The organism is Streptomyces sp. NPDC023157 (genome assembly GCF_055560575.1).
Window position 1 is genome coordinate 109,925 of record NZ_JBVHIL010000011.1, and the last position, 22,531, is coordinate 132,455.

Genomic DNA, 22,531 nt, shown 5'->3' on the forward strand with positions numbered 1-22,531 from the left:
GTGTGCTCACGTCGGGCGCCTTTTGTCCGATCTGATGCCGCATCCTTGGTGTTTGTTGGACATAAGGGAGACGAAGGGGCGTCAGGCATGAGTTTCGCCGTCGGACGGGGGCGCGGTTACCGCCCGGAGCAGGTCGACCGCTACCTGGCCGCACTCTCCGAGGAACGCGACGGCGCGTGGGAGCGTGCGGCGCGCCTGACCGTCCTCGCCAAGGAGATGGAGGCCGAGGCCGGCCGGCTGCGCGAGGCCGTCGCCACGCTCGCCCCGCAGCGCTACGACTCCCTGAGCGAGCGGGCCCGCCGCATCCTGGAGCTCGCCGAGGCCGAGGACGAGACCCTCGTGCGGGACGCCGAGGCCGAGGCGCAGGCGCTCGCCGAGGCGGCCGAGGCAGCCGCCGAGGAGGCGGCCCGGGCGGCGAAGGCGTACGCGGAGAGCGTCCGCGCGGCGGCGGACGCGGCGGCCCGGGCGACCGGCAAGGAGTCCGGCCTGCGGGCCGACGAGATCCGGACCTCGGCGCAGCGCGACGCGGACAAGACCCGCACCGAGGCGCGGGCCGCGTTCGACGAGACCCGGCGCGAGGCCGAGGCGCTCCGCGCGGCACAGCGCGAGGAGCACCAGACGCTCCGCGAGGACGCCGACCGCGCGGCGGCCCGGCGGGTGGCCGAGCTGGACGCCCGGCACGAGGAACTCATCGCGTACGCGGACGGCAAGCTGGACGAGGCGCGGCGCGGCCTCGCCGAGACCAAGGAGGCCGCCCGGCACGGCCAGGAGGACGCGGAGGCGAAGGCCGCGGAGATCCTCGCCGAGGCACGGCTCCAGCAGGAGCGCGTCGAACGCGAGACGGACCGGGTGCGGCGCGAGCACGACGAGGCCCGGGAGGAGATCCACTCCCACATGGAGCACATCCGCTCGTCGCTGGCGGCCCTCACGGGACGGGTGGAGCCGCCGCGGGAGGACCGGGAAGGCAGGGAAGGCAGGGAAGGCCGGGAGGACCGGGACCGCGACCGCGACGGCGGCGAGAAGCCCGAGGCCGAGGGGCAGGGCGGCGGCTAGGAGCCTGCCCGGGCTCCGCCCGTACCTCCGCCCGTACCCCCTCCGTACTCCGCAATTCTGAAGAAGCCCCCTCGCCGTCCCGCTCCCTAGCGTGGGCGCCATGGAGACGAACCACGCGAACGGCATCGACGGCATCGACGGCATCGACGGCATCGACGGCGTTGACAGCGTCGATGGCACCGCCCTGCGCACCGCCCTCTGGCGGGCCCTGCACGTCCGGGTCGACCCGGCGCCGCACGTCCTCGCGGACGAGATCGGGCTGCGCCTCGCCGCGCCCGGCGCGGGCTGGACGCGCCGCCCGGACATGGACCCGTCGCGGACGAGCCGGACGCGGGCCTCGATCGTGGCCCGGGCGCGCTTCATCGAGGACCTGGTGGTGGAGAAGGCCGGCGAGGGCGTCACCCAGTACGTCCTCCTGGGCGCCGGGCTCGACACCTTCGCCCAGCGCAGGCCCGGGACCGCGGCCGGACTGCGGGTGTTCGAGGTGGACCGGCCCGCCACGCAGGCGTGGAAGCGGCGGCGGCTGACCGAGCTCGGGCTCGGCGTCCCGGAGTGGCTGCGGCTGGTCCCGGTGGACTTCGAGGAGGGCCCGTCCTGGTGGGAGCGGCTGGTGGCGGCCGGGTTCGACCCGGCGCGGCCGGCGGTCGTCGCCTGCGCCGGCGTCCTCATGTACCTCACGCGGGAGGCGGCCGCGGCCACGCTGAGCCAGGTCGCGAAGCTGGCCCCCGGCTCGACGCTGGCCACGACGTTCATGCTGCCGCTCGACCTCGTCGCGGCGGACGAGCGCCGGGCGCTCGACGCGACGCGGAAGGCCGCCCAGGCGGCCGGGACGCCCTTCGTGAGCCTCTACTCGCCGCGGGAGATGCTGGACCTGGCCCACGAGACGGGCTTCGGGGAGGCCCGGCACGTGTCGGCCACCGCCCTCGCCGAACGCTACTTCGCCGGCCGCGCCGACGGTCTGCGCCCGTCCAGCGCCGAGGAGTTGCTGGTGGCGACCGTCCAGGGACCTCCTCGGACGCCGTCTTCGCCACCGCCAGCAGGAGCAGGCCGCAGCCGGTGACCAGCAGCCAGCCGGGGCGGGAGGCGACGGCGAGGTCGGCGGGGGCGACGCCGGCGACCAGGGCTCCGGCGACGGCGATGCCGACCGCCGCGCCGACCTGGCGTGAGGTGGAGGTGATCGCCCCGGCGACGCCCGCCCGGGACGGCGGCAGGCCGCCGACGGCGGAGTTGGTCAGGGGGGCGTTCGCGAAGCCGAAGCCGATGCCGATGAGCAGGTACGCGGTGAGGAGCAGCGCCACGGAGGTGTCCGGGCCCAGGCCGACCAGGCACAGGCCGCCGGCGGCGGTGAACCCGCCGGCGAGGAGCAGCGGGCGGCGGGGCCCGTGGCGTCCGGTGAGGCTGCCGGACCAGGGCGCGCACAGGGTGGCGCCGAGCGCCATGGGCAGGGTCGCCGCGCCCGCGGCGAGCGGGGTCCAGCCGCGGGTGTGCTGGAGGTAGAGGGTGTTGAGGAGCAGCCCGGTGTTGAGCGCGGCGAACACCGCGACCGCGCCGAGGACCGCCCCGGCGAAGCGCGGGCGCCGGAACAGGCGGAGGTCCATGAGGGGTTCGGGCCGCCGGAGTTCGACCCGCACGAAGGCGGCCGTGGCGGCGGCGAACAGGGCGTAGCAGGTCAGGGCCGTGGGGGAGCCCCAGCCGATGCGCGGGCCCTCGATGAGGACGCCGACGGACAGACTCAGGGCCACGGTGAGGAGGAGCTGGCCGGGCAGGTCGAGGCGCCTGGGCCGCTGCCCGTCCCGTTCCTTGCCACGCTGCCTGTCCTGCTCCCGGCCCCGCTGCCCGTCCCGTTCCCGGCCCCGGCCCCGTCCCCGGCCCCCTTCCCGTGCCCGGTCTGCCGGTACGAAGACGGCGACCAGGACGAGGGCGGCGACGACCACCGGTGCGTTGACCCAGAACACCGATCGCCAGCCGAACGTGTCGATGAGCGCCCCGCCGGTGACCGGACCCGCCGCCATGCTGAGCCCGAACACCGAGGCCCAGATGCCGATCGCCCGGGCCCGTTCCCGGGGGTCGGGCATCGTGTTGACGACGATCGCCAGGGCCACCGGGCTCAGCATCGAGGCCCCCACGCCCTGGAGCGCCCGGGCCGCGACGAGGACGCCGAGCGACGGGGCGAGCGCGCAGGCCAGGGAGGCGAGGCCGAAGACGACGAGCCCGCAGCGGAACACCCGGCGCCGCCCGAAGCGGTCGGCGAGCGCTCCGGAGACGATCAACAGGCCCGCCAGGACGACGGTGTACGCGTCGACGACCCACGCCAGGCCGCGGGTGCCCGTGCCCAGACCCTCGCCGATCGCGGGCAGGCCGACGTTGACGATGGTGGTGTCGAGCCCGACCAGGAACATGCTCAGCGCGCAGACGGCGAGGACCGTCCACCGTCCGCGTGCGCCGAGTTCGGGGGGTTGCGTCGCAAGAGTGGTCACGGGCCCGCCTTCTGCTGTCGGAAGCGCGTCACCCGCGCTCGGGAGCGCCTCGGAGGCGCCCGCGCGCCATGGTCGGGCAGGGGACCGCTCCCGGCCCACGAAAGTTGCGGATACGGCAAAGAAGTTTTCAGTACGGGAGGCCGGGCGCCGTGACCGGGCGCAGCACCGTCAGGGACTCCTCCCGGCGGGCCGCCATCGCGAACGGGAAGCGGTCGACCTCCAGGCAGAGGGCGACGTCGTCCGGGTGGAAGCCCTCGCGCAGCCCGGCGGCGAGGTCGGCCGCCGCGCGGGAGTTCCTCGCGCGGCGGACGTACGGGGCCGCGTCGACCCGTCCGGCCTCGGCCTCGCCGGTGTCGACGGTGCGGGCGATGTACTCGGCGCAGGCCAGGTCCTCGTCGGCCCGCCCGTCCTCGCCGGTGACGACGAACGTGACCGGGCCGGCGTCCGCGGCCCGCAGGAACCGGGCGGTCGGGCCGGCCACCACGAAGCTCGCGCAGAGGACCAGCGGGGCGTCCGCGACGGCCAGCGCGCCCACGGTGCCGGCCGTCGTCTTCTGCACCAGCGTGCGGCCGGTGAAGTCGCGCGACCTGAGCAGGGCGGGGGAGTTCACCGCGTCGAAGCCGGCTGCCGGGGCCCCGTCCTTCAGGGCCAGCCAGCCCGGGTGGCGCTCCTTCAGAGCGAGCGCCTCGTCCACCGTCCCGGCCAGGACGATCCGCTCGGCGCCGCGCGAGAAGGCCCAGGCGGCCACGGTGAAGGCGCGCATGACGTCGATGACGACCGCGACGCGGGGGACGCCGGTCAGCTCCGGTATGCCGAGGAAGTGATGATCCATCGCGCCATTCTGATGTCAACGGACCTTCGGAGTGCGGGAATTATCCGGCGGGCCGGGCCCCACTCCGCTCGTCCTGCTCGTCCTGCCCGCCCTGCCCGCCCTGCCCGTCCTGCCCGCCCTGCCCGTCCAGCTCGTCCTGCCCGTCCTGCTGCTCCTTCAGGACCGGGAAGCGGCGTGGGGCCAGGGTGAGCAGGGCCAGGAGGGCGAGGGCCGCCGCGGCCGCCGCGCCGAGGTAGACGTAGTCGACGGCCGCGTCGACCGCCCGGCGCAGGTGGTCAGCGGCCTGCCCGGTGAGCGAGCCGGGGGTCTCCAGGGAGCGGACCAGACCGTCCAGGTCGCCGCTCTCGGCGCCGAGGCGCGCGGCGAGCACCCCGTTGGCCACGGCGCCGAACAGGGCGGCGCCCACGCTCTGTCCGACCTGGCGGACGAAGAGGACGGAGGCGGTGGTCGTGCCGCGTTCCTCGTACGGGACGGTCGACTGGACCCCGACGATCAGCGGCAGCTGGAAGAAGCCGAGCGCCCCGCCGAGCAGCAGCATCAGCAGGGCGGGCTGCCAGGGTTCGCCGGGGAAGGGCAGCAGCGGGAACGCGAGCAGGATCAGGAGGGCGCCGGTCATGCCGAGGACGGCGGTCAGACGGAAGCCGATGCGGGTGTAGACCCGGTTGGAGAGGGCGGCGGTGACGGGCCAGCTGAGGGTCATCGCGGAGAGCACGAAACCTGCGGCGATCGGGCCGAGGCCGAGGACGGCCTGCGCGTAGGTGGGCAGGAAGACGGTCGGGGCGACCATCAGCAGGCCCAGGGCGCCGAGCGCCAGGTTGACGGCGGCGATGGTGCGGCGCCGCCAGACCCAGCCGGGGATGATCGGTTCGGCGGCCCGGCGTTCGATGAGCACGGTGAGCGCGCCGAGGGCCGCCGCGCCGCCGAACAGGCCGAGCGAGGGGGCGGAGAACCAGGGCCAGGCGACGCCGCCCTGGACGAGCGCGGTCAGGAGCAGGGTGCCGGTGCCGAAGATGGCGAGCGCGCCCGCCCAGTCGACGGAGACCCGGGGACGGGGCCGGGTGCGGGGCCGGGTCCCGTCGGAGGCGGCGCCGGCGTCGGAGCCAGAGCCAGAGCCAGAGCCAGCGTCGGCGCCTGAGCCGTTTCCGCCCCCGTCCCCTAGGGGGCGTCCCGGCTCCACCAGGTAGCGGTTGATCAGCCACAGCGCCGCCGCCCCGACCGGCAGGTTGACCAGGAAGATCCAGCGCCAGTCCGCGTATCCGGCGAGCAGCCCGCCCGCCGCCGGGCCGGCGACGGCGGCGGTGGCCCACACGGAGGAGAGCCGGGCCTGGATCCTGGGGCGTTCCTTGAGCGGGTAGAGGTCGGCGGCGATCGTCTGGACCGTGCCCTGGAGGGCGCCGCCGCCGAGGCCCTGGACGACGCGGAAGGCGATGAGCGAGTACATGTCCCAGGCCGACGCGCACAGCACGGAGCCGATCAGGAAGAGGACGATGCCCGAGATCAGGACGGGTTTGCGGCCGAAGGTGTCGCTGAGCTTCCCGTACACCGGCAGGGTGACCGTGACGGCGAGCAGGTAGCCGGAGAACAGCCAGGAGAAGACGGAGAGTCCGCCGAGGTCGCCGACGATCTGCGGGACGGCGGTGGAGACGACGGTGCCGTCGAGCGCGGCGAGCGCCATGCCGAGCATCAGTGCGGCGACGACCGGCCCGCGCCGGGTGGCGTCCGCCGTCGGGGGTGCCGTCTGTCTCGTGGTCGCCTCGGACACCGCTGGCCCCTCTCCCCACCCCGACGGATGCTTCGTACATCTAAGTGCGCCCGGGCCACCCTCTCACTCGATCCTTCGATGGAGAACCCCTAGGGGCTCCTCCCCCATTCAGCCCAGGGGCCGTTCGTCCCGGCGGAGGACGAGCCGGGCCCCCGCCGTCCTTAGCTTGGTCTTACGGGATCCCGTACGAACACGAAGAACGCAAACAAGAGCATCAAGCGCATCAAGCACATGCAACGCATACACCGCATAGGAGAGTTACCGTGACTTCGGCTGTGACCATCCCCAGGCACGGGGGTACTGGAGGGCGGACGGCCGTCGCCGCGCGGGCGCGACAGGTCGTCAAGGCGTACGGCTCGGGGGAGACCCGGGTCGTCGCGCTCGACCACGTCGACGTGGACATCGCCCGTGGTCAGTTCACCGCGATCATGGGGCCCTCGGGCTCCGGCAAGTCCACGCTCATGCACTGCCTCGCCGGTCTCGACACCGTCTCCGGCGGCCAGATCTTCCTCGACGAGACCGAGATCACCGGTCTGAAGGACAAGAAGCTGACCCAACTGCGGCGCGACCGCATCGGGTTCATCTTCCAGGCCTTCAACCTGCTCCCCACGCTCAACGCGCTGGAGAACATCACGCTGCCGATGGACATCGCCGGCCGCAAGCCCGACCAGGAGTGGCTGCGCCGGGTCGTCGAGACCGTCGGGCTCGGCGAGCGGCTCAGGCACCGGCCCAACCAGCTCTCCGGCGGCCAGCAGCAGCGGGTCGCCGTGGCCCGCGCGCTCGCCGCCCGGCCCGAGATCATCTTCGGTGACGAGCCGACCGGAAACCTCGACTCGCGGGCCGGGGCCGAAGTCCTCGGCTTCCTGCGCCAGTCGGTCGACGAGCTGGGCCAGACCATCGTCATGGTCACCCACGACCCGGTCGCCGCCTCCTACGCGGACCGGGTCCTCTACCTCGCCGACGGGCGCATCGTCGACGAGATGCTCCGGCCCACCGCCGACGCCGTCCTCGACCGGATGAAGGACTTCGACGCGCGCGGGCGGACGTCGTGACCGTGCTCAAGACCTCGCTGCGCAGCTTCCTCGCGCACAAGGGGCGGATGGCGCTCTCCGCCGTCGCCGTCCTCCTCTCCGTCGCGTTCGTCTGCGGCACCCTGGTGTTCAGCGACACCATGAACACCACCTTCGACAAACTGTTCGCGTCCACCGCCTCCGACGTCACCGTCAGCCCGTCGAACGCCGCCGGGGACGACGAGATCCCGCAGAACGGGCGCCCCGAGACGGTGCCCGCCGCGCTCGTCGCGCAGGTCCGGGGCGTCGAGGGCGTCAAGGCCGCGCAGGGCCGGGTCCTCTCCACCAGCGTCACCGTCGTCGACTCCCGCGACGAGAACGTCGGGCCCACCTCCGGCGCCCCCACCATCGCCGCCAACTGGTCCGCCGACGAGCTGCGCTCGATGGAGATCGCCTCCGGTCACGCACCGCGCGGCCCCACCGAGGTCATGGTCGACGGCGGCACCGCCGAGAAGCACCACCTGAAGATCGGCGACGAGCTGCGGACCATCGCCGTCACCGGCGACTTCACCGCGAAGATCTCCGGCATCGTCGACTTCAAGGTCACCAACCCCGGCGCCACCCTCGTCTACTTCGACACCGCCACCGCGCAGCGCGAACTCCTCGGCAAGGAGGGCCTGTTCACCCAGGTCACCGCCGACGCGGCGCCCGGTGTCGGCGACGACGCGCTGAAGACGCGCATCGCCGCGGAGCTCGGCTCCGGCTACAAGCTGCAGACCGCCGCCGAGTCCGCCGACGCGGGCCGCGAGGACGTCGCCGGATTCCTCGACGTCATGAAGTACGCGATGCTCGGCTTCGCCGGGATCGCCTTCCTCGTCGGCATCTTCCTCATCGTCAACACCTTCTCCATGCTGGTCGCCCAGCGCACCCGCGAGATCGGCCTCATGCGGGCCATCGGCTCCTCCCGGCGCCAGATCAACCGCTCCGTCCTCGTCGAGGCGCTGCTCCTCGGCGTCGTCGGCTCGATCGCGGGCGTCGCGGCCGGCGTGGGTCTCGCCGTCGGCCTGATGCAGCTCATGTCGTCGATGGGCATGGAGCTGTCCACGCAGGACCTCACCGTCCGCTGGACCACCCCCGTCGTCGGTCTCGTCCTCGGCGTGGTCGTCACCCTCCTCGCCGCCTTCGTCCCCGCCCGCCGGGCCTCGAAGGTCTCCCCGATGGCCGCCCTGCGCGACGCGGGCACCCCCGCCGACGGCAAGGCCGGTGCGGTACGGGCCGGGCTCGGCCTGCTCCTCACCGCCGCGGGCGGCGCGGCGCTGTGGACCGCGACCCAGGCCGAGAAGGCCGGCGCGGGCTCCCTCTGGCTCGGCCTCGGCGTGGTCCTGTCCCTGCTCGGCTTCGTCGTGATCGGCCCGCTGCTGTCCGGCGTGGTCGTCCGCGCCCTGGGCGTCGTCGTCCTGCGGGTCTTCGGCCCGGTCGGCCGCATGGCCGAGCGCAACGCGCTCCGCAACCCGCGCCGCACCGGCGCCACCGGCGCCGCCCTGATGATCGGCCTCGCGCTCGTCGCCTGCCTGTCCGTCGTCGGCTCGTCGATGGTCGCCTCCGCCACGGAGGAGCTCGACCGGTCCGTCGGCGCCGACTTCATCGTGCAGTCCACCAACCGGCAGCCCGTCGTGCCGCAGGCCCTGGCCGCCGTGGAGAAGGCCCCCGGGCTCGACCACGTCACCGAGTACAAGTGGGTCGAGGCCGTGGTCACCGACCCGCGCGGCAAGAGCGCGGAACTCGGCCTCGTCGCCGCCGACCCGACGTACGCGCGGGACGTGCGCCGCGACACCACCGCGGGCGAACTGTCCGCCGCGTACGGTCCGGGCGCCATGTCCGTCGGCAGCGCCTACGCCGCCGAGCACGGCGTGAAGGTCGGCGACACCCTCACGGTCGCCTTCAAGGGCGGCGAGAAGGCCCGGCTGCGGGTCGCGGCCGTCACCTCCGACGACAGCAACATCGACAAGGGCGTGATGTACACGAACATCACCACCGCCGCCCGCTTCCTCCCGGCCGACCGGATGCCCAAGAGCATGATCGTCTTCGCCACGGCGAAGGACGGCCAGGAGGACGCCGCGTACGAGGGGCTCAAGAAGGCCCTCGCGCCCTACCCGCAGTACCAGGTGGCCGACCAGGCCGACTACAAGAAGCAGCTCCAGGACCAGGTCGGCCAGCTCCTCAACATCGTGTACGGACTGCTCGCCCTCGCAATCATCGTCGCCGTCCTCGGCGTGGTGAACACCCTCGCCCTGTCGGTCGTCGAACGGACCCGCGAGATCGGCCTCATGCGCGCCATCGGCCTCTCCCGCCGCCAGCTGCGCCGCATGATCCGCCTGGAGTCGGTCGTCATCGCCCTCTTCGGCGCCCTCCTCGGCCTGGCCCTGGGCCTCGGCTGGGGCACCGCCGCCCAGCGGCTCCTCGCCCTGGAGGGCCTGGGCGTCCTGGAGATCCCCTGGCCGACCATCCTCACCGTCTTCGTCGGCTCGGCCTTCGTCGGCCTCTTCGCGGCCCTGGTCCCGGCGTTCCGGGCGGGACGGATGAACGTGCTGAACGCGATCGCGACGGAGTGATCGTCCTCGATCACGGAAACGGCCGCGGGCCGGGTCCGGCGGGACACCCCCGCCCGGCCCGGCCCGCGGCGCCTGGCCAGGGCGTGCGCCCGATGTGCAGGACCGTGATGGTGATGGTCCCCTGGTCGATCTCGTACAGCAGGCGAGAGAACCCCACCTGCATTCGGCGGAGCTCCGGCGAACCGTAGGCGACCGTTCCGAGCGGACGGGGCTCGTCGGCGAGGAGATCCACGGCGGCGAAGACCTGCCGAAGCCCCTCGGGATCGTCCTTCAGGAACCGGACGGCGGAACGGGTGACTGTCACCGCGTCGTCGTAGGCTGGAGGCCCCGGCCCGTGAGACGTGTCGGGCCGTTCGCGTTGCCCACCTCCGCCGGGATGGACCCTCCATGAGCCTGCACGGTCTGCTGGACGCCGTCGTCAAGGACGCCGCACTCACCGAGGCGGTCAAGGCCGCCACGGACGGCAACCGCCGCCACGTCGACCTGGTCGGCCCGCCCGCCGCCCGCCCCTTCGCCGTCGCCGCCCTGGCGCGGGAGGCCCGGCGGACGGTGCTCGCGGTGACCGCGACCGGGCGGGAGGCCGAGGATCTGGCCGCCGCGCTGCGTTCGCTGCTCGACCCCGACACGGTCGTCGACTACCCGTCCTGGGAGACGCTGCCGCACGAGCGGCTCTCGCCCCGGTCCGACACCGTCGGCCGGCGCCTCGCCGTACTGCGTCGGCTCGCCCACCCCCGTACCGACGACCCCGCCGCCGGGCCCGTCAGCGTCGTCGTCGCACCCATCCGCTCGGTGCTCCAGCCGCAGGTCAAGGGGCTCGGCGACCTGGAGCCGGTGGCGCTGCGGAGCGGGCAGACCGCCGACCTGAACGAGATCGTCGAGGGGCTGGCCGCCGCCGCGTACTCCCGGGTGGAGCTCGTCGAGAAGCGCGGCGAGTTCGCCGTGCGCGGCGGCATCCTGGACGTCTTCCCGCCCACCGAGGAGCACCCGCTCCGCATCGAGTTCTGGGGCGACGACGTCGAGGAGATCCGCTACTTCAAGGTCGCCGACCAGCGCTCCCTCGAAGTCGCCGAGCACGGCCTGTGGGCGCCGCCCTGCCGCGAGCTGCTGCTGACCGACGAGGTCAGGGGGCGGGCCGCCGCCCTGGCCGAGGCGCACCCCGAGCTCGGCGAGCTGCTCAACAAGATCGCCGAGGGGATCGCGGTGGAGGGCATGGAGTCCCTCGCCCCCGTCCTCGTCGACGACATGGAGCTGCTGATCGACGTCCTCCCCAAGGGCTCCATGGCCGTGGTCTGCGACCCCGAGCGGGTCCGGACGCGGGCGGCGGACCTGGTGGCGACGAGCCAGGAGTTCCTGCAGGCCTCCTGGGCGGCCACGGCCGGCGGCGGCGAGGCCCCGATCGACGTCGGCGCGGCCTCCCTGTGGGGGATCGCGGACGTCCGGGACCGGGCCCGCGAGCTGGACATGATGTGGTGGTCGGTGTCGCCGTTCGCCGCGGACGACGCCGCCCTCGACGCGGACACCCTCAAGGTGGGCATGCACGCCCCCGAGACCTACCGCGGCGACACCGCCCGGGCCCTCGCCGACACCAAGGGCTGGCTGGCCGAGGGCTGGCGCACGGTGTACGTGACGGAGGCCCACGGCCCGGCGTCCCGCACCGTCGAGGTGCTCGGCGGCGAGGGCATCGCCGCCCGCCTCGCCCCCGACCTGGCCGAGATCTCCCCGTCCGTCGTGCACGTGGCCTGCGGCTCCATCGACTACGGCTTCGTCGACCCGGCGCTGAAGCTGGCCGTCCTCACCGAGACCGACCTGTCCGGGCAGAAGGCCGCCGGCAAGGACGGGCAGCGGATGCCCGCCAAGCGGCGCAAGACGATCGACCCGCTGACCCTGGAGGTCGGCGACTACATCGTCCACGAGCAGCACGGCGTCGGCCGCTACATCGAGATGGTCCAGCGGACCGTGCAGGGCGCCACCCGCGAGTACCTCCTCGTCGAGTACGCGCCCGCCAAGCGCGGCCAGCCCGGCGACCGCCTCTACATCCCGACGGACCAGCTGGAGCAGGTCACCAAGTACGTGGGCGGCGAGGCCCCCACCCTGCACCGCCTGGGCGGCGCCGACTGGACGAAGACCAAGGCGCGCGCGAAGAAGGCGGTCAAGGAGATCGCCGCCGACCTCATCAAGCTGTACTCCGCCCGGATGGCCGCGCCCGGCCACGCCTTCGCCCCCGACACGCCCTGGCAGCGGGAGCTGGAGGACGCCTTCCCGTACGCGGAGACGCCCGACCAGCTGTCCACCATCGCCGAGGTGAAGGAGGACATGGAGAAGACCGTCCCCATGGACCGTCTGATCTGCGGCGACGTCGGCTACGGCAAGACGGAGATCGCCGTCCGCGCCGCCTTCAAGGCCGTCCAGGACGGCAAGCAGGTCGCCGTCCTCGTCCCGACGACGCTGCTCGTGCAGCAGCACTTCGGCACGTTCTCGGAGCGCTACTCGCAGTTCCCCGTCAACGTCCGCGCCCTGTCCCGCTTCCAGACGGACACCGAGTCGAAGGCCACGCTGGAGGGCCTCAAGGACGGCTCCGTCGACATCGTCATCGGCACCCACCGCCTGTTCTCCTCCGAGACGAAGTTCAAGGACCTGGGCCTGGTCGTCGTCGACGAGGAGCAGCGCTTCGGCGTCGAGCACAAGGAGCAGCTGAAGAAGCTGCGCGCCAACGTCGACGTGCTGACCATGTCCGCCACCCCGATCCCCCGGACGCTGGAGATGGCGGTGACGGGGATCAGGGAGATGTCGACGATCACGACACCCCCCGAGGAGCGGCACCCCGTCCTCACCTTCGTCGGCCCGTACGAGGAGAAGCAGATCGGCGCGGCCGTCCGCCGCGAACTGCTCCGCGAGGGCCAGGTCTTCTACATCCACAACCGCGTCGAGTCCATCGACCGCGCGGCGGCCCGGCTGCGGGAGATCATCCCCGAGGCGCGCATCGCGACCGCCCACGGCCAGATGTCCGAACAGGCCCTGGAGCAGGTCGTGGTGGACTTCTGGGAGAAGAAGTTCGACGTCCTCGTCTCGACCACCATCGTCGAGTCCGGCATCGACATCTCCAACGCCAACACCCTGATCGTCGAGCGCGGCGACAACTTCGGCCTGAGCCAGCTCCACCAGCTGCGCGGCCGGGTCGGCCGGGGCCGCGAGCGCGGCTACGCCTACTTCCTCTACCCCCCGGAGAAGCCCCTCACCGAGACCGCCCACGAGCGCCTCGCGACCATCGCCCAGCACACCGAGATGGGCGCGGGCATGTACGTGGCGATGAAGGACCTGGAGATCCGCGGCGCGGGCAACCTGCTCGGCGGCGAACAGTCCGGCCACATCGCGGGCGTCGGCTTCGACCTGTACGTCCGCATGGTCGGCGAGGCCGTCGCCGACTACCGGGCGCAGATGGAGGGCGGCGAGGAGGAGGAGGCCCCCCTGGAGGTCAAGATCGAGCTCCCGGTCGACGCCCACATGCCGCACGACTACGCCCCCGGCGAGCGCCTGCGCCTCCAGGCGTACCGGTCGATCGCCTCCGCCAACTCGGAGGAGGACATCAAGGCGGTACGCGAGGAGCTCACCGACCGCTACGGCAAGCTGCCCGAGCCGGTCGAGAACCTCCTCCTGGTCGCCGGCCTGCGCATGCTGGCCCGCGCCTGCGGCGTCGGCGAGATCGTCCTCCAGGGCCCCAACATCCGCTTCGCCCCGGTGGAACTGCGCGAGTCCCAGGAGCTGCGCCTGAAGCGCCTCTACCCGCGCACCGTCATCAAGCCGGCCGTCCACCAGATCCTGGTGCCCCGCCCGACCAGCGGGAAGATCGGCGGCAAGCCGGTCGTGGGCCGCGAACTCCTCGCGTGGACCGGAGAGTTCCTGGCGGAGATCCTGGGGTCCTGAGGCGGGCGGGCTCCCCGTTCCGGCGGATGTGCCGCCGGGGCGGGGAGCCCGCGCCGTACCTCGCGCGGTGCGGCGTACGGGGTTTACAGCTCGTCGAGGTCCAGAGCGGCGGCCATCGCGCGGTAGCCCGCGTCGCCCGGGTGGAGGTGGTCGCCCGAGTCGTACGCGGGGAGGATGCGGTCCGGGTCGGCCGGGTCGGCGACCGCGCGGTCGAAGTCGACGACCCCGTCGTACGCGCCGGACGTGCGGACCCACGCGTTGAAGGCCTCGCGCTTGGCCTCGTTCTCGGGCGTGAAGTAGAACGAGCCCTTGATCGGGGTCAGGGTCGCGCCGATCACCTTGATGCCACGGGCGTGCGCCTGGCGGATGAGGGTGCGGTGGCCCTCGATGAGGCGGTTCACGGACACCTCGGGGGTCGGGCCGCCGGGGAAGGACGGGCCGCTGCCGCCGATGTCGTTGATGCCTTCGAGAAGGACGACCGTGCCGACGCCCCGCTCCGTGAGCACGTCCTTCTTGAAGCGCGCGATGCCCTTCTCGCCGGCCCAGGTGGTGTCGTTGACGACCTGGTTGCCGCCGATGCCGTGGTTGAGGACGGCGCGCGGGGAGCCGGCCGCGGCGAGGCGCTCGGCGAGCTCGTCGGGGTAGCGGTCGTCCGCGCCCGGGGTGGCGCCGACGCCGTCGGTGATGGAGTCGCCGAAGGTGACGATGGAGTCGCGGCGGGCCGTGTGGGCGCCGCCGGAGACCTCGACGCCGGACAGGTAGTACCAGGACGAGTCGGTCTCGGTGAACGCCGTGCCGGCCACGTCGGCCCGGTGGTCGCCCGCCGCCCGGTAGCTGGTGGTGCCCGAGAAGAAGTGGAAGGTGGCGGGGCCGGTCGGGCCCGCCAGGTAGAGCGTGACGGTGAGCGTCTCGAAGGCGGAGGTCCGGAACGGGGCGCCGTCGCTGAGCAGCGTGCCGCCGGCCGGGATCGTGACGGAGCCGCGCCCGTCGAAGGTGAGCGCGCGGACCGAACCGGGCCGCACCGCGCCGCCCTCGGCGGTACGGGCGACGGTCGCGCCGGTGATCCTCAGCGGGGTGCTGCCGTAACGGTTCGTCAGCTCGATCCGGGCCCGGGTGCCGCCGGTGGTGACGCGGACCGTCTGGCGGACGGTCTGGTTGTCGAAGCCCCGCTCCGACCAGTTGGGCCCGAAGGGCGCTGCCGCCGCCTGCGGCGAGGCGGCCCAGGTGCCGTGCCACGCGGCGCCGCCGCGGGACGGGTCGGCGGTCGCGGCGGTCGCCGGGAGCGCCGAGAGCGCGGAGAGCGCCGTGAGGGTGGTGGCGGCGAGCAGGGCCGTGCCCGCGCGCCGGAAGGTGGTGCCGGTGGTCTTCATGTGTTCCGCCCGTTGTCGTGTGCCGTGGTCTTTCCTGTGCGCACGACGAGGGACAAGCCTTGATCGACGTGGGCTATTCCCGCCCGCCGCCGCCGAGTTGGGCGGAACCGAGCAGTCCGGTCAGTGAGCGGAACACCTCGCCCGGGTCCCGGTCGCCCAGCGGGGCGTCCAGGTTGTGGGTGAGCAGCAGGGTCGCGAAGCCGTGCGCCAGGGACCAGGCGGCCATGCCGGTGTCGCGGGGGGCGTCGGCGGAGGCGGGCAGTCCGGTGACGCCGGCGCGGAGCTCGGTGGCGGCCCGCTCCTTCGCGGCGAGCAGCTCCGGGTCGTCCGCGCGGTGCAGGCCCGGCTGGAACATGACCTGGAAGTGCGCCGGGTGGGCCGCGGCGAAGCGGACGTAGCGCACCCCGCGCTCCCGCAGGTCGGGCGCGTCGGCGAGGGCCTCGGCGAGCAGGTCGTAGCCCTCGGCGGCGATCGCGGTGAGCAGGCCGGTGCGGTCCTTGAAGTGGTGGGCGGGGGCCGCGTGCGAGACGCCCGCGCGCCGGGCGAGGTCGCGCAGGCTGAGCGCGGCGGGGCCCTCGGTGCCGATCACGTCGAGGGCGGCGGTGAGGACGGCCTGCCGCAGGTCGCCGTGGTGATAGGTGCGCCGACTGGTCATGGCAGCAGCGTACGCGGGATCTAGGCATTGACAAGTTCGGGTGCCGAGAGGAATCTAGTCAGTGACAAGATGATCGGTGGACGGGAGTCGTCATGAACGTGCAGACCCAGACCGTGGAGCCCGGACGCGTGCGCCAGATGTGGCACCTCCTCGAACCGCTCCACGCCGTGGTCTATTACGCCCCCGAGGCCTTCGACGAGGCCGCCGCCCTCGGCTACGGCGTCACGGAGCGCTGGCCCGCCTACTTCGCCTGGCGCGCCGCACCCCTCGGGGCCGTCGGGAGCGCCCGGGTGACCTCCGCCTTCTACAGCTTCGCCCCTGCCATGACCGCCCGGTACGTCCCCGCCGGCTGGGACGTCGCCACCCCCGCCGCCGTCCTCGCCGCCCGGCTCCGCGCCGTCGACCGGGCCTACCGGGCCGTCCTCGGCGAGGACGTGGTCCACGGCCCCGGGCTCGCCGAGGCAGCCGCGCTCGCCCGGCGCGCCGCCGGGGCCGCCGGGACCGCGGGGCGCCCGCTCGCCGCCGCCAACGCCGAGCTGCCCTGGCCCGACGCCCCGCACCTCGTCCTGTGGCAGGCCGCCACGATCCTGCGCGAGCACCGCGGCGACGGACACCTCGCCGCCCTCCTCGCCGCAGGCCTCGACCCGGCCGAGGCGCTGGTCTCCTTCGCCGCCGTCGGCGCCGCCGCCGAGGCCACCTTCGCGAGCCGTGGCTGGACCGAGGCGGAGTGGGGCGCCGCGCGTGAACGCCTCGCCGCCCGCGGCCTCGTCCGCCCCGACGGCACCGCCACCGAGGCCGGGCGCGCCCTGCGCGCCGAGGTCGAGCGCCGCACCGACGAACTGGCCGCCGCCCCCTGGGCCGCCCTCGGCCCGGAGGCCACGGCCCGGCTCTGCGACCTGCTCGGCGGGCCGTGGCTCACGGTCATCGGCTCGGGACTGCTTCCGGCGGAGAACACGCTGGGGATCGGCAAGGTCTGACGCCGGGTGGGACGCCGGGTGGGGGATGTCGGGGCGTGGATACCGGATCACGGATGAGGGATCACGGATCACGGACACCGGATCATGGATTCTGGATCATGGACATTGGATCCAATATCCATGATCCAGTATCAAATAGGATCTTCTGGTGCTGACGTATCAAAAGACCCTCATCGCCTCGGCCCTCGCCGCCCTCGCCCTGCTCGTCAACGCCGCCTGCGCCCCCCTCACCGGCGCCGACGCGTCCGGGGGTGGCACCGGCGCGTCCTCGAAGCCGGCCGCCGGCGGCACCGCGCTCGCCGCCGTGGACGCGCTCGCGGTGAAGGGGCGGGCGCCCAGGACCGGTTACGAGCGGGAGAAGTTCGGGCGCGCCTGGGTCGATGTCGACCGCAACGGCTGTGGCACCCGTGACGACATACTCCAGCGCGACCTGTCCGGCGTCCGCTTCACCGACGGCAGGTGCAAGGTCGCCTCCGGGACGCTGAAGGACGACCCGTACACCGGGGGTTCCATCGCCTACGTGCGCGGGCGCAGCAAGGTCGACATCGACCATGTCGTGGCTCTCTCGGACGCCTGGCAGAAGGGGGCGCAGAAGTGGGACTCCGGCACCCGGCTGCGTTTCGCCAACGATCCGCTCAACCTGCTCGCGGTCGACTCGGCCACCAACCGGCGCAAGTCGGACGGCGACGCCGCGACCTGGCTGCCGCCGAACAAGGCGTACCGCTGCACGTACGTCGCCCGGCAGATCGCCGTGAAGAAGAAGTACGGGGTGTGGGTGACGGCGGGGGAGCGGGACGCGATGAAGCGGGTGCTGGCGGCGTGCCCGGAGCAGCGGCTGCCGTGAGGCCTGTGGGGGCGGCAGGGCGGTGACATGGAAAAATCGTTTCTTCCATGGAGGGAACGCCCGTTAACCTCCCGTCATGGACCTGAACATCACGACCCTCGCCGAACGCCCCGAACTCGAAGGGGCCTTGTGGCAGATGAAGGACCTCTGGCCGGAGTTCATGATGTACGACCCGGTCGGCTGGGCGAACATGGGGCAGATCGTCACCGCGTTCTCCGAGTACGTCCTCGTCGCCACCGACTCCGACGGCAAGGTCGTGGCCCGCGCCTTCAGCGTGCCGTTCCAGCTCCAGGCCAAGGGCCGTGGCGAACTGCCCGGCACCGGCTGGGACCAGGTCCTGATGTGGGCGTTCTCCGACCTCCGGCACGGGCGGACGCCCGACACGGTCAGCGCGATCGAGGTGACCGTGGACACGAGCGCGCTCGGCAACGGTCTCTCGCACCGCATGCTGGCCGCCATGCGCGACAACGCCCGCCGCCTCGGCTTCTCCGAGCTGGTCGCCCCCGTGCGCCCCAACGGCAAGCACAAGGAGGCGGAGGCGGCCATGCACGAGTACGCCTTCCGCACCCGCGAGGACGGGCTCCCGGTCGACCCGTGGCTGCGCGTCCACGTCCGCGCGGGCGGCACGGTCGACAGGGTCGCCCCGGCCTCGATGACGATCGGCGCCGCCGTCGAGCAGTGGCGGCAGTGGACGGGCCTGCCCTTCGACACCGACGGCCCCGTCGAGCTGGAAGGCGCCCTGGTGCCGGTGCACTGCGAGGCCTCCCGGGGCTATGCGGTGTACGTCGAGCCCAACGTGTGGGTGCGGCACCAGCTCTGATCCGTCCGGTATGTCGACGGAACACGACGAAAGGCGTGAAGGCCGCTCCCCTGCGGTGGCCTTCACGCCTTCTTCGTTCCCCCGGACCCCCGGGCCCCCGGGCCCCCGGTCCGTCAGCCGAGCTGCTTCTCGTCCACCACGTCCTTCGCCGGCGGCGTCTTCGCCTCGACCGGCTTGTCGTAGTCGGAGAAGGAGATCGTGCCGGGCTCCTTGCCGCCCGCCGTCACGATCTTCAGCAGGTACGGCTTGCCCTCCGTGGCCACGTAGAGCGTGGTCTTCTCGGAGTCGAAGGCCTGCGTGAGCGTCAGCGCCTTCTTGCCGCCGACCGTGGTCTCCTTGCCCTTGACCGCGAGGTTGGCGCCCTGCTCGAACTCGGAGAGCAGCGACTTCAGGTCGCACAGGGCCAGGCTCTCCTTCGCGTCGGGGTCCTTGGCGTCGGTCTTCAGCCAGCGGCCCTTGAGCTCCTTGAGCACCGCCGCCTGGACCTCGGCGGACTCGCCCTTCGCCTGCTCCTTCAGGAACGCCTCGTCGAAGCGCATGTAGACGGCCTTGGCGTCCGGCTTGATCAGCTCGGCGGTGCCCGTCGCGCCGAGCGTCATCGTGCCGGCGCAGCGGCCCCGCACGTCGGTCGCGAGGTAGGCCTTGACCGGGCCGTCGGTGGTCTTCAGGGCGACGTCGAGGGTGAGCGAGTCCGCCGTCTTCGTCGCGCCGATCGCCTTGTTGACGATCTGGGGGCCACTCAGGTCCCCGAAGGGGCCGGCGGGCTTGGCGTCGTCGTTCGTGCCGCCGGAGAAGGGGCCGCAGGCGGTCGCGCCGAGCGCGACGGCGGCGCACAGGGTCGCGGTGAGGGCGGCGCGGCGGAGGCGGACGGTGGCAGGCATGGTGGTTCTCCGAGGGGGATCGGGGCGTACGTGATGCGGGGGCGCGGGGGGTGCGGGGGGTGGAGGTGTCGGGTGGTGGGTCGGGTCAGCCGATCTTCAGGTCCCACTGCGAGGCGTTGTAGTCCAGGCCGGGGCCGACCTCGACCGTGAGGTCCTTCGCGGCGGCGGGGGCGTCGAAGGCGAAGGTGGCGGTGGCCTTCTTGCCGGGCAGGACCGTGCCGCTGAAGCCGGTGCCGACCTTCTCGTCGAAGAGCTGCTCGGCGGTGGCGCCGTCCTTGCCCGCGCGGGCCTGGAGCGTCACCAGAGCGGTGTCGAACTTCTTCTTGCCGCCGTTCTCGATGGTGACGGTGACCTGGTACGCCTTGTTGCCGTCGGTGTGGCCGGCCGCGAACTCGCTGGGCTTGTACGTCTTCGCCTCGGTCACGGTGACCTTCAGGTCGTCGTCGTAGACGACGGTGTCGCCGGCCGCGAGCGGCTTGTCCTTGTCGGCCTTGCCGGCCGCGTCGCCCTTGCCCGCCGGGCTCTTGGACGTCGGGTCCTTCGGGGCGGAGTCCTTGATCGCCTTGTCGATCTCGTCCACCGCGTCGCTGACGGCGGTGAAGGTGATGACCGCGCCGACCACCGAGAGGATCAGGGCCGCGAGGCCGAGGATCGCGCCGGTCAGAGCCACACCCTTGTTGCTCGCCTCGCCGCGCTTCACGCGGCCCCTGCCGACCAGGCCGAGGATCAGCGCGATCAGGCCGAGGATGCCGGCCAGCCAGAAGAACAGCGGGATGAGCCCGGAGAGCGTGCCGATGATGCCGAGGATCAGGGCCGCGGTGCCCAGTCCGTTGCGCAGGGCCGCCGGGTTCGGGGCGTGCGGGAGCTGCGTGTCGTGCGACATGGGTGTGTCCTCCCGGACAGTGAGTTTGTCTGGCGCGATGGATCAATAACAACAGAGACTGTGAACCGAGTCAACACGGTTCACAGGAAACGGATCGACTCACGCTGTGAAGTGGTGTCGACGGTGTTCGTCAGTAAGATCGGCGTCACACACACGCCAATGAGGGGAGTTGAGGCAGGTGCCCGACAGCGCAGCAGAGGTGACCGCCGCGGGGATCGCCCGTCTCGCGGGGGTCGGCCGGGCGGCCGTCAGCAACTGGCGCCGCCGCCACGCCGACTTCCCCAAGCCCGTCGGCGGTACGGAGACCAGCCCGTCCTTCGCCCTCTCCGACGTCGAGGAGTGGCTGCGCGACCAGGGCAAGCTGGCCGAGGTGCCGCTGCGCGAGCGCGTCTGGCAGCTCGTCGCCGGTCACCCGGCGGGGGCCGTCACCGCCCTCGTCCACGCGGGCTGCGCGCTCCTCCTCGTACGGGACCGGCGGGCGGCGTGGCCGGCGCTGGCCGCCGTGCCCGACGAGCGGCTCGCGGAGGTGCTCCCGGTCCCGCTGGAGGAGACGCTGACCGAGCGCCTCGGCGCCGAACGGGCCGTCCGCACCCCCTCGGTCACCGAACTCGCCCCGTCCGTCCCCCTCCTGCGCGGTGTCGTCGAACTCGCCGCCACCGCCACGGCCGCGGACGCCGCCACCGCCGCGGACGCACCCGGCGCCGCGGCCCCCGGCGCCCGCGACACCTTCGAGTTCCTCCTCGGCCGTCACCTCGACGCCAACCCGCGCCAGTACACGCTCACCCCGCCCGGCCCCGCCGCCCTCATGGCGGCGCTCGCCGGGCCCGCGGCCACCGTCCTCGACCCCGCGTGCGGCACCGGCGCCCTGCTCGCCGCCGCCCTGCCCGCCGTCGGCGACCCCGCCACCGGGGCCCCTTCCCCCGGCGCTCCTTCCCCCGGCGCTCCTTCCCCTGGGGCCCCTTCCCCCGGCGACCCTTCCCCCGGCGACCCCGCGCCCGGCCGGCCCGCGCCCCGCGCTCTCCACGGTCAGGACGCCGACCCCGACCTGGCCGCGCTGACCGCCCTGCGCCTGGCGCTCTCCGGCGACGCCGACGTGCGCGTCCTCGCGGGGGACACCCTGCGCGCCGACGCCTTCCCGGCGCTCACCGCCGACGCCGTGCTGTGCCACCCGCCGTTCAACGAGCGCAACTGGGGCCACGACGAGCTGGCCTACGACCCCCGCTGGGAGTACGGCTTCCCGGCCCGTACGGAGTCCGAACTGGCCTGGGTGCAGCACGCCCTCGCCCGCCTGCGCCCCGGCGGCACCGCCGTCCTGCTCATGCCGCCCGCCGCCGCGTCCCGCCGCTCCGGCCGCCGCATCCGCGCCGACCTGCTGCGCCGCGGCGCCCTGCGGGCCGTCGTCGCCCTGCCGGCCGGCGCGGCACCCCCGTACGGCATCCCGCTGCACCTGTGGGTGCTGCGCAGGCCGGTCCCCGGCGAACGGCCGCCCGCCGAGCTGCTGCTCGTCGACACCGCGCCGGACCACACCGCGGGCGCCTCCACGGGCCGCGACCGGCTCGACTGGCCCGCCGTGGAGACCGCGGTCCTCGACGCCTGGCGGCCCTTCGACCGGGACGGCGCCCTGGCCGAGACGCCCGGCGAGAGCCGGGGCGTGCCGGTCGTCGAACTCCTCGACGACGACGTCGACCTGACCCCCGCCCGCCATCTCCCGCCGCCGGCCGCCGCCGAGGGCGCCGCGCAGCTGTCCGGGGTGCGCGAGCGGCTCACCGAGACCCTGCGCCGCACCCGTGAGCTGACCCCGCCGCCCGCCGTGGGGCCCACCCCCGGCGGCCTCCGGTGGCCCGCGACGACGGTCGGCGAGTTCGCCCGCGCGGGCGCCCTCACGCTCCGCGCGGGAGGCGCCGGGACGGCCGCACCCGGCGCCCCCGTCGCCGTCCTCACCGACACCGACGTCCTCGCGGGCCAGGCGCCCTCCGGCACGCTGCCCGAGGCCCCGGCCGAAGGCCCGGGGGAGGAGCCCGTGCTCCTCGCCGCCGGGGACGTCGTCGTCCCCGTGCTCGGCGGCGGCTCCGTCACCCGGGTCGTCGACCCGGCGACCGCCGGCGCCGCCCTCGGCCGCAACGTGCACCTGCTGCGCCCCGACCCGGCCGCCCTCGACCCCTGGTTCCTGGCCGGCTTCCTGCGCGCCACCGCCAACAACCGGCAGGCCAGCTCGTACGCCTCGACCGCCACCCGGCTCGACGTCCGCCGCCTCCAGCTGCCCCGGCTGCCGCTCGCGGAACAGCAGCGGTACGGGGAGCGGTTCCGCGCCCTGGCGGAGTTCGAGGAGGCGCTGCGGACGGCGGGACGGCTCGGCGAGCAGCTGGTGCAGGGGATGTACGACGGGCTCGCGGACGGCACCGTGGCTCCCTGACGGCCCGGCCCCCGCTTGTAT

At 73.6% G+C, this 22,531-nt stretch carries 16 protein-coding genes and 1 pseudogene; 9 read left to right on the plus strand and 8 right to left on the minus strand.

What is annotated here, in order from left to right; genetic code table 11:
- Nucleotides 1-87 precede the first annotated feature (87 nt).
- The gene (locus ACZ3ZE_RS33410; protein WP_467261740.1) at nt 88-1,053 is read left to right on the plus strand and encodes a cellulose-binding protein; all 966 of its coding nucleotides are present in this window, start codon (nt 88-90) and stop codon (nt 1,051-1,053) included.
- Between the two features lie 100 nt (nt 1,054-1,153).
- Nucleotides 1,154-2,113 carry a class I SAM-dependent methyltransferase gene (locus ACZ3ZE_RS33415; RefSeq protein WP_467261742.1) on the plus strand — a complete coding sequence of 320 codons (960 nt, stop codon included), beginning with the start codon at nt 1,154-1,156 and terminating at the stop codon, nt 2,111-2,113.
- Between the two features lie 91 nt (nt 2,114-2,204).
- Here the strand turns inward: ACZ3ZE_RS33415 and ACZ3ZE_RS33420 are convergent.
- The 3 genes and pseudogenes from ACZ3ZE_RS33420 to ACZ3ZE_RS33430 form a co-directional block, all read right to left on the minus strand.
- Nucleotides 2,205-3,452, minus strand: a pseudogene (locus ACZ3ZE_RS33420) (MFS transporter); the annotation flags it as partial.
- 205 nt (nt 3,453-3,657) lie between these two features.
- Nucleotides 3,658-4,362, minus strand: coding sequence for a 2-phosphosulfolactate phosphatase (locus ACZ3ZE_RS33425; RefSeq protein ID WP_363290746.1), 705 nt, complete (start codon nt 4,360-4,362; stop codon nt 3,658-3,660).
- Nucleotides 4,363-4,402: 40 nt separating this feature from the next.
- The gene (locus ACZ3ZE_RS33430; RefSeq protein ID WP_467261781.1) at nt 4,403-6,046 is read right to left on the minus strand and encodes an MFS transporter; all 1,644 of its coding nucleotides are present in this window, start codon (nt 6,044-6,046) and stop codon (nt 4,403-4,405) included.
- 341 nt (nt 6,047-6,387) lie between these two features.
- Here ACZ3ZE_RS33430 and ACZ3ZE_RS33435 point away from each other — a divergent pair, with 341 nt between their 5' ends.
- Both ACZ3ZE_RS33435 and ACZ3ZE_RS33440 read left to right on the plus strand, forming a co-directional pair.
- Complete coding sequence (locus ACZ3ZE_RS33435) at nt 6,388-7,176, plus strand: ABC transporter ATP-binding protein (protein WP_361171891.1); 789 nt, start codon at nt 6,388-6,390, stop codon at nt 7,174-7,176.
- Nucleotides 7,173-9,746, plus strand: coding sequence for an ABC transporter permease (locus tag ACZ3ZE_RS33440; protein WP_361171894.1), 2,574 nt, complete (start codon nt 7,173-7,175; stop codon nt 9,744-9,746). Before ACZ3ZE_RS33435 ends, ACZ3ZE_RS33440 begins: the two co-directional genes overlap by 4 nt.
- A 10-nt stretch (nt 9,747-9,756) precedes the next feature.
- Here ACZ3ZE_RS33440 and ACZ3ZE_RS33445 read toward each other — a convergent pair whose 3' ends face one another.
- The gene (locus ACZ3ZE_RS33445; protein WP_467261744.1) at nt 9,757-10,050 is read right to left on the minus strand and encodes a type II toxin-antitoxin system RelE family toxin; all 294 of its coding nucleotides are present in this window, start codon (nt 10,048-10,050) and stop codon (nt 9,757-9,759) included.
- 83 nt (nt 10,051-10,133) lie between these two features.
- Between ACZ3ZE_RS33445 and mfd the strand changes: the two genes are divergently transcribed.
- Nucleotides 10,134-13,667 (plus strand): transcription-repair coupling factor, encoded by a 3,534-nt coding sequence (mfd, locus tag ACZ3ZE_RS33450; protein WP_361624905.1) that lies wholly within the window; start codon nt 10,134-10,136, stop codon nt 13,665-13,667.
- Nucleotides 13,668-13,750: 83 nt separating this feature from the next.
- Here the strand turns inward: mfd and ACZ3ZE_RS33455 are convergent, their stop codons facing one another.
- Nucleotides 13,751-15,037 carry an SGNH/GDSL hydrolase family protein gene (locus ACZ3ZE_RS33455; protein ID WP_361171900.1) on the minus strand — a complete coding sequence of 429 codons (1,287 nt, stop codon included), beginning with the start codon at nt 15,035-15,037 and terminating at the stop codon, nt 13,751-13,753.
- Between the two features lie 73 nt (nt 15,038-15,110).
- Nucleotides 15,111-15,692: a TetR/AcrR family transcriptional regulator gene (locus tag ACZ3ZE_RS33460; protein WP_363290743.1), complete on the minus strand. Its 582-nt coding sequence runs from the start codon at nt 15,690-15,692 to the stop codon at nt 15,111-15,113.
- Between the two features lie 92 nt (nt 15,693-15,784).
- On the opposite strand from ACZ3ZE_RS33460, the gene ACZ3ZE_RS33465 reads away from it, so the two are divergent.
- From ACZ3ZE_RS33465 to ACZ3ZE_RS33475, 3 genes are all read left to right on the plus strand, one after another.
- Nucleotides 15,785-16,669 carry an SCO6745 family protein gene (locus ACZ3ZE_RS33465; RefSeq protein WP_467261746.1) on the plus strand — a complete coding sequence of 295 codons (885 nt, stop codon included), beginning with the start codon at nt 15,785-15,787 and terminating at the stop codon, nt 16,667-16,669.
- Nucleotides 16,670-16,817: 148 nt separating this feature from the next.
- Complete coding sequence (locus ACZ3ZE_RS33470) at nt 16,818-17,513, plus strand: HNH endonuclease family protein (protein WP_361171909.1); 696 nt, start codon at nt 16,818-16,820, stop codon at nt 17,511-17,513.
- Between the two features lie 76 nt (nt 17,514-17,589).
- Nucleotides 17,590-18,333, plus strand: coding sequence for an N-acetyltransferase (locus tag ACZ3ZE_RS33475; RefSeq protein WP_467261748.1), 744 nt, complete (start codon nt 17,590-17,592; stop codon nt 18,331-18,333).
- 113 nt (nt 18,334-18,446) lie between these two features.
- Here the strand turns inward: ACZ3ZE_RS33475 and ACZ3ZE_RS33480 are convergent, their stop codons facing one another.
- Nucleotides 18,447-19,214 (minus strand): hypothetical protein, encoded by a 768-nt coding sequence (locus tag ACZ3ZE_RS33480; RefSeq protein WP_467261750.1) that lies wholly within the window; start codon nt 19,212-19,214, stop codon nt 18,447-18,449.
- Between the two features lie 85 nt (nt 19,215-19,299).
- Nucleotides 19,300-20,097, minus strand: coding sequence for a DUF4190 domain-containing protein (locus tag ACZ3ZE_RS33485; protein ID WP_361171918.1), 798 nt, complete (start codon nt 20,095-20,097; stop codon nt 19,300-19,302).
- A 178-nt stretch (nt 20,098-20,275) separates the two neighbouring features.
- Here ACZ3ZE_RS33485 and ACZ3ZE_RS33490 point away from each other — a divergent pair, with 178 nt between their 5' ends.
- Entirely contained in the window at nt 20,276-22,510 is a 2,235-nt protein-coding gene (locus ACZ3ZE_RS33490; protein ID WP_467261752.1) for an N-6 DNA methylase, read from the plus strand.
- Nucleotides 22,511-22,531: the final 21 nt, after the last annotated feature.

What these genes read in the sequence shown, in the direction of transcription:
- ACZ3ZE_RS33410 (WP_467261740.1), top strand. Translation starts at nt 88, where the DNA reads ATGAGTTTCGCCGTCGGACGGGGGCGCGGTTACCGCCCGGAGCAGGTC.
- ACZ3ZE_RS33415 (WP_467261742.1), top strand. Translation starts at nt 1,154, where the DNA reads ATGGAGACGAACCACGCGAACGGCATCGACGGCATCGACGGCATCGAC.
- ACZ3ZE_RS33425 (WP_363290746.1), bottom strand. Translation starts at nt 4,362, where the DNA reads ATGGATCATCACTTCCTCGGCATACCGGAGCTGACCGGCGTCCCCCGC.
- ACZ3ZE_RS33430 (WP_467261781.1), bottom strand. Translation starts at nt 6,046, where the DNA reads ATGCTCGGCATGGCGCTCGCCGCGCTCGACGGCACCGTCGTCTCCACC.
- mfd (WP_361624905.1), top strand. Translation starts at nt 10,134, where the DNA reads ATGAGCCTGCACGGTCTGCTGGACGCCGTCGTCAAGGACGCCGCACTC.
- ACZ3ZE_RS33455 (WP_361171900.1), bottom strand. Translation starts at nt 15,037, where the DNA reads ATGAAGACCACCGGCACCACCTTCCGGCGCGCGGGCACGGCCCTGCTC.
- ACZ3ZE_RS33460 (WP_363290743.1), bottom strand. Translation starts at nt 15,692, where the DNA reads ATGACCAGTCGGCGCACCTATCACCACGGCGACCTGCGGCAGGCCGTC.
- ACZ3ZE_RS33465 (WP_467261746.1), top strand. Translation starts at nt 15,785, where the DNA reads ATGAACGTGCAGACCCAGACCGTGGAGCCCGGACGCGTGCGCCAGATG.
- ACZ3ZE_RS33475 (WP_467261748.1), top strand. Translation starts at nt 17,590, where the DNA reads ATGGACCTGAACATCACGACCCTCGCCGAACGCCCCGAACTCGAAGGG.
- ACZ3ZE_RS33480 (WP_467261750.1), bottom strand. Translation starts at nt 19,214, where the DNA reads ATGCCTGCCACCGTCCGCCTCCGCCGCGCCGCCCTCACCGCGACCCTG.
- ACZ3ZE_RS33485 (WP_361171918.1), bottom strand. Translation starts at nt 20,097, where the DNA reads ATGTCGCACGACACGCAGCTCCCGCACGCCCCGAACCCGGCGGCCCTG.